Raw genomic sequence first — 10,952 nt, 5'->3', positions numbered from 1 at the left:
ATTAGTTCGTGGTTAAACATGGGGATAGTCTGTTGGGTATTAGCTGGTCAAGGATGGCGATCATACCTCAGAAGCCGCGCCACGCCTCGCTCATATGAGGGGATGGTTAAGGGGTGGTGGCATAGATGCACCAAACATGGCAGGTTTTAGAAGGCGGGCAGGGTTGATCTCGATATGACTCTGTAACACCGCATGGTCGAGACATTGGTTAAGGATTATCAGTCCCTTTCGTGCTCCCTCGGCAGTTTCAATTCGGCAGAAATGCTCGTAAAGAACAGCTCGAGACAGGTCGCAAACTCGGATATTTCCAATGACCAATTCAAGGTGGCGGGCAAAGGTGCCCTCATAATCACGCAGAGTTCGTGGGCCGATCGGCTTTGACTTGGCCCGCATCGCCAGCCAATCGCGATAAATCTCGCTAAGGGTCGGCATCTCGATATTCTTTGCCTTGGCCTGTTTGGCGATAGTAACCGGATCAATTCCCTGTTTCACCAGCTCCACCACTTTGGAGTGGGCCAGTCTGGCTTTTGCTAGGGTCATGGCCGGATAGCCACCAATCAGCATTTCCCCAGCCTTGCCCGCTATCTTATAGCGGTAGACAAAACGCTTAAGCCCATTGGCTCGCACTTCCAGCTTGAGCCCGCCGCCATACTTTGACTGTATAGCCACACGGCACACACTCACGCCAGTCTTTGGCTTCTTTGCCGCGATCTCAGCATCGGTTTTAATCATCTCTCTGGTTTTAATGACCATTCCATACCCCTCCCCATACCCCTCTTTCACAATGGTACTGGATGATATATCACGAAACGATCTGATACGATGGCCATGACACATCCAGCTGATATTTAATGAGTTAACCAGAAATCCTGACATGAAATGGCATTGTGTGAAATGAATGGCATCTGGATTCGTAATGCGAAGGTCGCAGGTTCGACTCCTGTTTCCGGCACCAGATAGATGAGAAGGCTCGCAGCGATGCGGGCCTTTTTCTATTTCAGCCTGGGCAAGCCCGGCGTTCGCGAACCGGGCCTGCGCTCGGCAGCGAAGTGTCCAGAAGAGGCGGCTATTTACACATAAAAACGGGGCGAACCTTGCGGTTCGCCCCGTTTTTATCACATTGTCAGCAATCGGATGAGAGACTAGCCCTGCCCTTCGGATGCCGCCGGGGCCTCCTTGGGTGCCTGCCAGCCGCCACCGACCGCCTTGTAGAGTGCAACCTGGTTGCTCAGCTGCGCCAGGCGGGTGCTGATGAGCCCCTGCCGTGCGCTGAACAGGGAGCGCTGGGCATCGAGCCGGGTGAGATAACTGTCCACCCCCTGCTCGTAGCGGAACTCCGCCAGCTTGAAGTAGGTCTGGTTGGCATCCACCAGATCCTGCTGGGCCTGCAGCTGCTGCTGATAATCCGCCTGGGCACCGAGCGTATCCGCGACCTCCTTGAAGGCGGTCTGGATGCTCTTCTCGTAGCTCGCCACCGCCTGTTTGGTGCCGACCTCGGCCACATCCAGATCCGCAATGCGCTTGCCACCGTCGAAGATGGGCAGGTTTATCTGGGGCATGAAGGTCCAGGTGCCGGTGCCGCCGTCAAACAGCCCGCTCAGCTGGTTGCTGGCGGTGCCCGCCGTCGCGGTGAGCGAGATGGTCGGGAAGAAGGCGGCACGGGCCGCGCCTATATTGGCGTTGGCCGCCTTCAGGCTGTGCTCCGCCGCCAGTATGTCGGGCCGCTGTTGCAGCAGGCTGGAGGGGGCCCCCACCGGGATCGGCGCCAGCTTCACCTCGGCCAGGGTCGCCGGTTGGCCTTCCAGCACCGGCACTTCTGTGCCGAGCAGCAGGGCCAGGCCATTTCTGTCCTGTTTCACCTGACGCTGGTATTGCGCCTGGCTGACCCGGGCGTTCTCGAGCGCCGTGCGCCCCTGCGCCAGCTCCATCTCGGAAGCCGCCCCCAGCCGGTACTTGTGCTGGGTCAGGGCATAGCTCTCCTGCTCGGTCGCCAGCGTCGCCTGGCTCAGGGCCAGTAGCTCCTGATCCGCCAGCAGGGTGAGGTAGGCATTCGCCACCGAGGCGATCAGCGCTATCTGGGTGCTGCGCTGGGTCTCGATCTGTGCCAGGTAGTTCTCCAGCGCCTGATCTTTCAGGCTCTGGATCCGGCCAAACAGATCCAGCTCATAGGCGGTGATGCCGATGTCGGCGCCGTACTGGCTGCTGATGCTCCCCTGCCCCGTGCTGCTGAGATCGTCGGATCCCTGCTGACGGGTGCCGGAGCCGCTGGCGGCCAAGGTTGGCAACTGGGCCGCCCGCTGGATCCGGTATCTCGCCTCATAGGCCTCGACGTTGAGGGCCGCGAGCCGCAGATCCCGGTTGTTCTCCAGGGCAGTGTCGATCAGCTTTTGCAGTGCCGGATCGAGGAACTGTTGCTGCCAGGGCGCCAATGCCCCCTGGGTGGCGAGGTTCTCTTGCCAGGAGGCGCCTTGTGGCACCTCGGGGCGTTGGTAATCGGGGGCCATGGAACAGGCCCCCAGCAGCAGCGTCACACTCAGGGCGACCAGGGTCTTAGTCATGTTGGGTCTCCTTGGTCAGCGCGACGCGCTCCTCGGCTGAACTGTGTTTGGTGAAGTAGCGCATCACCAGCACGAAGAAGAGCGGCACGAAGAAGATGGCGAGCACGGTGGCCGTAATCATCCCCCCCATGACGCCGGTGCCGATGGCGTTGCGACTGCTGGCGCCGGCACCTGTGCTGATCACCAGCGGCAAGACGCCGAGGATGAAGGCAAGGGACGTCATCAGGATCGGACGCAGACGCTGACGGGAGGCTTCCACCACCGCATCGCCGAGTTTCATCCCCTTGTCATGGAGCTCCTTGGCGAACTCGACGATCAGGATGGCGTTCTTGGCCGACAGCCCTATGGTAGTGAGCAGGCCCACCTGGAAGTAGACGTCGTTCTCAAGCCCGCGCAGGGTTGCGGCCAAAATGGCCCCCAGCACCCCGAGCGGCACCACCAGCATGACGGAGAACGGAATACTCCAGCTCTCGTAAAGCGCCGCCAGACAGAGGAAGACCACCAGGAGCGAGATGGCGTAGAGCGCCGGCGCCTGGGAGCCTGCCTGACGCTCCTGGAAGGAGAGCCCGGTCCACTCGATGCCTATGCCTTCCGGCAGTTGTTTCACCATCTGCTCGATGGCCGCCATGGCGTCACCGGTACTCTTGCCCGGCGCCGCTTCACCGACGATCTCCATGGCGGAGACACCGTTGTAGCGCTCCAGGCGGGGCGAGCCGAAGCTCCACTCGGTACTGGCAAAGGCGGAGAAAGGCACCATCTGGCCCGTGCTGTTGCGCACGTACCACAGCTTGAGATCCTCCGGGTTCATCCGGAAGGGAGCATCCGCCTGCAGGTAGACCTTCTTGACCCGACCTCTGTCGACGAAGTCGTTCACATAGGAGGAGCCCCAGGCCGCCGACAGGGTGTTGTTGATGTCGCTGATGGAAAGCCCCTGGGCTAGCGCCTTCTCGTAGTCGATCTTGATGTCGAGCTGGGGGGTGTCTTCCATCCCGTTCGGGCGTACCCGCACCAGGTTGGGATCCTGCGCCGCCATGCCGAGCAACTGGTTGCGCGCCTGCATCAGCTTCTCGTGACCCAGACCACCACGGTCCTGCAGGAAGAAGTCGAAGCCGGTGGCCGTGCCGAGTTCAGGGATGGGGGGCAGGTTGAAGGCAAAGACCTGCGCCTCCTTGATGCTGAACAGATACCCCATGGCGCGGCCTATGATGGCATTGGCGCTGCGCTCTTCCCCTTTACGCTCGCTCCAGTCCTTCAACTTGATGAAGGCCATGCCGCTGTTCTGGCCGCTACCGGCGAAGCTGAAGCCCGCCACCGTCAGCACGGAGTCGACGTTGTCCTTCTCGTTTTCGAGGAAGTAGTCGCGCATGTCGGCCAGCACCACCTCGGTACGCTCCTTGGTGGCCCCCACCGGCAGCTGCACCATGGACATGATGACCCCCTGATCCTCTTCCGGCAGGAAGGAGGTGGGCAGACGCATGAAGAGCACCGCCAGCACCGCCAGCATGGCCAGGTAGATGATGCCGTAGCGGGTCCCCTGCTTGATCACCTTGCGCACGCCGTTCTGGTAGCGGTTGGCATTGGTATCGAAGAAGCGGTTGAACCAGCCGAAGAAGCCGCGCTGGGCACCGAACTCCCCGTGTTTCATGGGTTTGAGCAGGGTGGCGCAGAGCGCCGGGGTCAGGATCAACGCCACCAGCACAGAGAGCACCATGGCCGAGACTATGGTGAGGGAGAACTGGCGATAGATGGCGCCGGTCGAGCCGCCGAAGAAGGCCATGGGCACGAACACCGCCGACAGCACCAGGGCTATGCCCACCAGGGCGCCGGTGATCTGGGTCATGGACTTGCGGGTCGCCTCCAGCGGGGAGAGCCCCTCCTCGCTCATCAGCCGCTCCACGTTCTCCACCACCACGATGGCGTCATCCACCAGCAGGCCGATGGCGAGTACCAGACCGAACATGGTCAGGGTGTTGATGGAGAAGCCGAAGGCCGCCATGACGCCGAAGGTACCGAGCAGCACCACGGGCACGGCGATGGTCGGGATCAGGGTCGCCCGGAAGTTCTGCAGGAACAGATACATGACGCAGAACACCAGGAAGATGGCCTCGATCAGCGTCTGCACCACCTCCTCGATGGAGATCTTCACGAACGGCGTGGTGTCGTAGGGGTAGACGATCTTCATGTTGGCCGGGAAGTAGCCCGACAGCTCATCGAGCTTGCCGCGCACCTCGTCCGCGGTATCCAGGGCATTGGCCCCGGTGGCCAGCTTGATCGCCAGCGCCGCCGTGGCCTGACCGTTGTAGAGGGCGGAGGCATCGTAGCTTTCGCCGGCGAGCTCGACCCGGGCCACGTCTTTGAGCAGCACCTTGGAGCCATCCTGATTCACCCGCAGCAGGATGTTGTTGAACTCCTCCGGGGTGGAGAGACGGGTCTGCCCCATGATGGTGGCGGTAAATTGCTGATCGCTCACCGCCGGGGTGCCCCCCAGCTTGCCGAACGCAACCTGGGCGTTCTGGGCCTGGATGGCGGCCTGCACGTCTCCCGGGGTCATCTGTACCCGGTTGAGCTTGTGGGGATCGAGCCAGACCCGCATGGAGTACTGGCTGCCGAACAAGGTGATGTCACCCACCCCGTCCAGCCGGCTCAGAGGCTCCTTGATGTTGGAGACCACGTAATCGGCGAGATCGTCGTTGGTCATGTTGCCATCGGTGGAGATGAAGGCGGCCACCATCAGGAAGCTGCTGGAGGTCTTCTGGACCCGCACACCCTGCTGCTGCACCTCTTGGGGCAGGAGCGACATGGCCTGCTGCAACTTGTTCTGCACCTGCACCTGGGCGATGTCGGGATCGGTGCCCGGCTTGAAGGTGAGGGTCACGCTGACGTTGCCGGACGAATCGGACTGGGCAGACATGTAGAGCAGGTGATCCAGCCCCGTCATGTTCTGCTCGATGATCTGGGTCACCGAGTCTTCCACCGTCTTGGCGGAGGCCCCCGGGTAGCTGGCGGAAATGCCGACGGCCGGCGGGGCTATGGTCGGGTACTGGGCGACCGGCAGGCCTATGATGGCCATGGCCCCGGCCAGCATGATCACCAGGGCAATCACCCAGGCGAAAATGGGTCTGTCTATGAAAAATCGTGCCATGAGGCGACTACTCCATCCTACTGCTTGGTGACCGGGGTCTGATTGGCCTGTGTGGTCGTGGTGTTGCCGGTGCGCTCAGCGGGCGCCACCACGGCACCGGGTTTGACCTTCTGCAAACCGGCCACTATCACCTTCTCGCCGGCATCGAGGCCGGACTCCACTACCCAGCTGTCGCCGACGACGCGGCTGAGTTGCACTTCCCGCAGCTCGACCTTGTTGTCCGCGGTCACCACCATGACGGTGGCCCCGCCTTTCGGCGTGCGGGTCACGGCGGTCTGGGGCACCAGCAGGCCTTCTGGGCGCTCGCCTTCCTGCAGGGTGGCACGCATGAACATGCCGGGCAGCAGCAGATCATGGGGATTCGGGACCAGGACCCGCAGGGTCACCATGCCGGTGGTCTCGTCCACGGTCACGTCGGAGAACTGCAAGGTCCCCTGCTCGCCGTACTGGCTGCCATCTTCCAGCTGGAAGCTGACCTTGGCGCCATCCTGTTTGCCCTGGGTCAGCTTGCCGGCGGCGACCTGGCGCTTGAGGCGTAACAGATCGGCGGTGGACTGACGCACATCCACGTACATGGGATCGAGCTGGGAGATGGAGGTGAGGCTGTCCGCCTGCTGGGCGGTGACCAGGGCACCCTCGGTCACCGCAGACTTGCCGATGCGGCCGCTGATGGGGGCCGTGATCCGGGTATAGGCCAGGTTGATGTTCGCGCTCTGCAGGGCGGCTTTGGCGGCCCCGATCTCGGCAACCTGCTGCTTCCAGGCCGCGTCGGCGTCGTCATACTCCTGACGGCTGATGGCTTTCACCTTCACCAGCTCGGCATAACGCTGGGCCTTGAGGCGGGCGCTCTGCTCGTTGGCCTGCGCCTTGGCCAGATTGGCCTTGGCACTGGCGACGGCGGCCTGATAGACGGCGGGATCGATCTGGTACAGCAACTGGCCAGCCTTGACGTCGCTGCCCTCGGTGAACAGGCGCTTGAGGATGATGCCATTCACCTGGGGGCGCACCTCGGCCACCCGCAGGGGGGCGGTGCGGCCGGTGAGCTCGGACATGAGTTGCAGCGGTGCGGCATGGAGCGTGACCACGTCCACGGCAGCAGGCGGCATCTCGCCCGCCCCTTGCCCGGCCTCGCCCTTGTCGCCACAACCAGCCAGCAGGCCGCTTGCCAACAAGGCAAGGCCCACCGAACGTGCGAGAATGTGTTTATGCATGGAGTTTCTGAGCCTCTGTTTCAAACAAAAAAAATCACAAAACCACAGGGTTTATAGGGTCCCTGTTGGTAAAACTGCGAAGATGAGGCAATATACATACATTCATAAATGTATGTAAGTAACTTTTTCCCCTTTTAACAGGTACGGATCCGATGGCCAGAAGAACCAAAGAAGAGGCGCAGCAGACCCGCTGCCACATCATGGGCACGGCCCTGAATCTGTTCTGCCAACAGGGATTGGCGAAGACCAACCTGACCGACATCGCCAAGGCGGCAGACCTGACCCGGGGTGCCATCTACTGGCACTTCAAGAACAAGGAGGAGCTGTTCGTCACCCTGTGGGAGGAGCTGTGCGCCCCCCTCTCCCACCAGATAGACGCCTGTGTGGATGAGCAGGAGCAGGATCCCCTCGGCAAGCTGCGCGGCTTCCTCAAGGAGGTGATGTACAAGATCAGCACCGAACCCGCCCACCAGCAGATGTTCACCATCATCTTCAACTTGGAGCCTCTGGAGGGGGAGGCCGAGGCCCTGAGGGATCACATGCGTCTGCAATCCATCAACTTCTTCCGGGATCTGGAAATCACCCTGGCCAACGCCGTGCGCCTCGGCCATCTGCCCAAAGAGCTGGATCTGCGGCGCGCCGCCACCCTGCTGCACTGCACCCTGGACGGTTACATCGTCAACTGGCTGCACTTCCCGGAGCGCATCGACCTGATTAAGGAGGCCGACTTCCTGCTCGACACCCTGTTCAGCCTGCTCGCCAACCCCTCTCCCTCGCTCTTGCGCCGCCCCTGATGGCGCTGATGCCGCCCTGGGTCATAGAGGGTCATCAGCAGATCTGAACAGCAGGGGGCAAATTTGCTAGAGTAGCCGCCCACCTTAGAGACGAGCCCTATGCCACTGCCACAGTCACCCGCCCAAAGCGCTGCCCCGCTGGCGCCACGCCCCGCCCTCATCGGCCAGGCCCACTCCCCCTTCCTGGCCCGCCTGCAACCCGGTGCCCACCTGCTGGAAGCCGGCTGCGGCGCGGGGGAGGATCTGCACCATTTTCGGGAACTGGGGTTCATGGTCACCGCCTTCGATGCCAGCCTGAACCTGGCCAGCGCCGCCTCGCGCCTGTGCGGCCAGCCGGTGCGGGTCTGCCGCTTCGAGCAGATGCACAACGTGCTGCCCTATGACGGCATCTGGGCCAGCGGTTCGCTGCCCTGCCTCACCGAGGATGAGCTGGCCCCCGCCCTGATGCACCTCGCCGCCCTGCTCAAACCCCAGGGGCCCCTCTACTGCTCCTTCCCCTATGGCGAGAATGAACCCGGCAGCCCCTTGCCCCCCTCACAGGACGAATACCCGCTGCTGACCCGGCTCGATGAGGCACGGTTGCAGCAGCTGATCGCCCCCCTGCCGTTTGAGCTGCATCAGAGTTGGTGCAGCGACGATGCCGTGCACGGCCGCTGGCTCCATGCCCTGCTGATCCGCGACCCCAATACCGCCACAATCAATCAATATCGCGGCCGTCGATCCAGACAGGGTGCCCGACGCGATTCAGCATCCAGATAACAATATTTAACTCTGAGTTAACCAGGTGATGGCAGACAAGATGCGGCATTTGTGTTAAAAAGCGGCATTAAAATCAAGATTAAATAACAAAACAGACACCAACACCTGGATTCCCCCATGAAACTCGTCCTCAATCTGATTGCCGGCATCCTCGCCGGTCTCCTGCTCGGCATCTATGCCCCGGAATGGGTCGCACGGGTGCTGTTCACGGCCAAGACAGTGATAGGTCAGCTGATCACCTTCACCATTCCGCTCATCATCCTGTTCTTCATCATGAGCGGCATCGCCAGCCTGCCGAAGAACTCCGGCAAGCTGCTGGGCAAGACGGTCGCCCTCTCCTACTGCTCCACCATACTGGCGGGCCTGTTCGCCTTCACGGTGGCGAGCCAGCTGATCCCGCAGCTGACCACCGCCGCCGAGCCCACGGCGCAAGCCGCCATCAAGCTCAGCTCCTACATCAGCCTCGAGATCCCGCCGCTGTTCGAGGTGATGTCGGCGCTGGCCGCCGCCTTCGTGTTCGGTATCGGCATCAGCGCCACCCAGGCCACCGACCTGCGCCGGGTCGCCGATCAGGGCCGTGACATCATCGACCGCCTGCTGGCCCGCGTGATCATCCCGCTGCTGCCCTTCTACATCGCGGGCGTCTTCGTCGAGATGACGGTGGAAGGCACCGTGTTCGCCACTCTCAAGACCTTTGGTGTGGTGCTGGTGATGGCCATCGTCATGCACTGGCTCTGGCTCAGCATGCTCTTCATCGGCACCGGGCTGGCGCTGGGTCGCTCCCCCGCCATGCTCATCAAGAACATGCTGCCCGCCTACTTCACCGCGCTTGGCACCATGTCCAGCGCCGCCACCATCCCGGTGGCCCTGCAGGCCAGCAAGAACAACGGCGTGAGCGACGGCATCGCCAACTTCACCGTGCCCCTGTGCGCCACCATTCACCTCTGTGGCTCCACCATCACCCTGGTGACCTGCGCCACCGCGGTAATGTTCCTCTCCGAGCACCTGGCCATCCCTGGCTATGGCACCATGCTACCCTTCATCATGATGCTCGGCGTCATCATGATTGCGGCGCCGGGCGCCCCCGGCGGCGGCGTCATGTCGGCGCTCGGCCTGCTCACCTCCATGCTCGGCTTCGGTGAGGCCTCCATCGCCCTGATGATCGCCCTCTACCTGGCCCAGGACAGCTTCGGCACCGCCTGCAACGTCACCGGGGATGGCGTCATCGCCCTCTGGGCCGACCGCTTCGCCCAGGGCGAAGAGACCCTGGCAGCCCCGGAACGTGACGCCGCCTGAGGCCTGCACCACAATAAAAAAACGGGAGCCACTGGCTCCCGTTTTTGTTGATGCACCGTCGATGAAGGCAGGCTCAGCCCCGGCGACGGATCACGCCTTCCTGCATGGTGCTCGCCACCAGCACGCCGTCGCGGGTGAAGAACTGGCCGCGTACCAGACCGCGCCCGCCGCTGGCACTCGGGCTGTCTACCACGTAGAGCAGCCAGTCATCGAGCCGGAACTCCCGGTGGAACCACATGGAGTGATCTATGGTGGCCACCTGCATGTCCGGCTCCCAGTAGGAGACCCCGTGGGGCTGCAGGGCGGCAAACAGGAAGTGGAAGTCGGAGGCATAGGCGAGCAGGTAGTTGTGCACCCGCTGATCGTCCGGCACCGGGCCGTTGGCCTTGAACCAGGTGTAGCGCAGCGGCTCGTGCACATCCGGGCGAATGGGATCGACCAGGGTCACGGGGCGGATCTCGATGGGTTTCTCGCACAGGATCTTGTCCCGCAGGGCCGCCGGGATCATCTGCTCGTAGGGGCGCACCAGCTCCAGCTCGCTCTTGAGCTGCTCGGGGGGCGTGATGCCTTCGGGCATCTGAGCCTGATGCTCGAACCCCTCGGCCTCCACCTGGAAGGAGGCGTTGAGATAGAAGATGGGTTTGCCATTCTGAATGGCCTTGACCCGACGGGTGGAGACGGTCTGACCGTCGCGGATGTTCTCCACGTCGTAGACGATGGGCTTGTTGGCATCCCCCGGGCGCAGGAAGTAGGAGTGACAGCTGTGGACCTGGCGATCGAGGGCGACCGTCTGCTTGGCGGCTGACAAGGCCTGCCCCATCACCTGTCCGCCAAACACGGATCGCAATCCGAGATCCTGGCTCTGGCCCCGAAACAGGCCCTCCTCGATCTTTTCCAGCGCCAGCAGTGCCAGCAGCTCATCCAGTACCTTGCTCATTATTATCTCCTCTATCAGTGCCGCAAAGGCTAACAAGCCAGCCCCTGCAGGGCAACCATCCTGATCCACATCCCACAGCAGCAGCCCCTTCCCGACCTCCCCCTTCAACAGGGGGAGGAGCATGTCTGACCCTGTCTCTCAGCCCTGTGCACTTTGAGTCGCAGTCAATTCCGGCGGGAGCCGCAAACAAAAAGCCCGCACCAGAGGGTGCGGGCTTTGTTAGCCGAGGCCAATCACGTCAGGCACGGAGGCGGC

General features: G+C 62.4%; 8 protein-coding genes. 3 read left to right on the top strand and 5 right to left on the bottom strand.

Features of this window, described 5'->3' with window-relative positions; translation table 11 throughout:
• Positions 1–90 precede the first annotated feature (90 nt).
• The 4 genes from ACB039_RS13795 to ACB039_RS13780 form a co-directional block, all read right to left on the bottom strand.
• Entirely contained in the window at positions 91–753 is a 663-nt protein-coding gene (locus ACB039_RS13795; RefSeq protein WP_371165892.1) for a tyrosine-type recombinase/integrase, read from the bottom strand.
• 389 nt (positions 754–1,142) lie between these two features.
• Entirely contained in the window at positions 1,143–2,558 is a 1,416-nt protein-coding gene (locus ACB039_RS13790) for an efflux transporter outer membrane subunit (RefSeq protein WP_268421145.1), read from the bottom strand.
• Positions 2,551–5,700, bottom strand: a complete 3,150-nt coding sequence (locus ACB039_RS13785; protein WP_371165891.1) for an efflux RND transporter permease subunit — start codon at positions 5,698–5,700, stop codon at positions 2,551–2,553. The genes ACB039_RS13790 and ACB039_RS13785 overlap by 8 nt, the downstream gene beginning before the upstream one ends.
• 17 nt (positions 5,701–5,717) lie before the next feature.
• Complete coding sequence (locus tag ACB039_RS13780; protein ID WP_171273522.1) at positions 5,718–6,911, bottom strand: efflux RND transporter periplasmic adaptor subunit; 1,194 nt, start codon at positions 6,909–6,911, stop codon at positions 5,718–5,720.
• A 152-nt stretch (positions 6,912–7,063) separates the two neighbouring features.
• On the opposite strand from ACB039_RS13780, the gene ACB039_RS13775 reads away from it, so the two are divergent.
• The 3 genes from ACB039_RS13775 (at position 7,064) to ACB039_RS13765 (ending at position 9,760) form a co-directional block, all read left to right on the top strand.
• Positions 7,064–7,705: a TetR family transcriptional regulator gene (locus ACB039_RS13775; protein ID WP_283940874.1), complete on the top strand. Its 642-nt coding sequence runs from the start codon at positions 7,064–7,066 to the stop codon at positions 7,703–7,705.
• Between the two features lie 99 nt (positions 7,706–7,804).
• The gene (locus ACB039_RS13770) at positions 7,805–8,464 is read left to right on the top strand and encodes a class I SAM-dependent methyltransferase (protein ID WP_371165890.1); all 660 of its coding nucleotides are present in this window, start codon (positions 7,805–7,807) and stop codon (positions 8,462–8,464) included.
• 117 nt (positions 8,465–8,581) lie between these two features.
• Positions 8,582–9,760 (top strand): dicarboxylate/amino acid:cation symporter, encoded by a 1,179-nt coding sequence (locus ACB039_RS13765; RefSeq protein ID WP_371165889.1) that lies wholly within the window; start codon positions 8,582–8,584, stop codon positions 9,758–9,760.
• Between the two features lie 73 nt (positions 9,761–9,833).
• Here the strand turns inward: ACB039_RS13765 and tesB are convergent, their stop codons facing one another.
• On the bottom strand, positions 9,834–10,697 hold the full coding sequence (gene tesB / locus ACB039_RS13760) for an acyl-CoA thioesterase II (RefSeq protein ID WP_005323471.1): 864 nt from the start codon (positions 10,695–10,697) through the stop codon (positions 9,834–9,836).
• Positions 10,698–10,952 lie beyond the last annotated feature (255 nt).

This window comes from Aeromonas sp. S2(2024), assembly GCF_041402505.1.
Lineage (GTDB): Bacteria > Pseudomonadota > Gammaproteobacteria > Enterobacterales > Aeromonadaceae > Aeromonas > Aeromonas media.
Note: the sequence above shows the minus strand (reverse complement) of the source record. Positions and strands in the feature narration are given on the sequence as shown.

Coding starts and splice junctions, on each gene's coding strand:
- ACB039_RS13795 (WP_371165892.1), bottom strand. CDS start 753: ATGGTCATTAAAACCAGAGAGATGATTAAAACCGATGCTGAGATCGCG.
- ACB039_RS13790 (WP_268421145.1), bottom strand. CDS start 2,558: ATGACTAAGACCCTGGTCGCCCTGAGTGTGACGCTGCTGCTGGGGGCC.
- ACB039_RS13785 (WP_371165891.1), bottom strand. CDS start 5,700: ATGGCACGATTTTTCATAGACAGACCCATTTTCGCCTGGGTGATTGCC.
- ACB039_RS13780 (WP_171273522.1), bottom strand. CDS start 6,911: ATGCATAAACACATTCTCGCACGTTCGGTGGGCCTTGCCTTGTTGGCA.
- ACB039_RS13775 (WP_283940874.1), top strand. CDS start 7,064: ATGGCCAGAAGAACCAAAGAAGAGGCGCAGCAGACCCGCTGCCACATC.
- ACB039_RS13770 (WP_371165890.1), top strand. CDS start 7,805: ATGCCACTGCCACAGTCACCCGCCCAAAGCGCTGCCCCGCTGGCGCCA.
- ACB039_RS13765 (WP_371165889.1), top strand. CDS start 8,582: ATGAAACTCGTCCTCAATCTGATTGCCGGCATCCTCGCCGGTCTCCTG.
- tesB (WP_005323471.1), bottom strand. CDS start 10,697: ATGAGCAAGGTACTGGATGAGCTGCTGGCACTGCTGGCGCTGGAAAAG.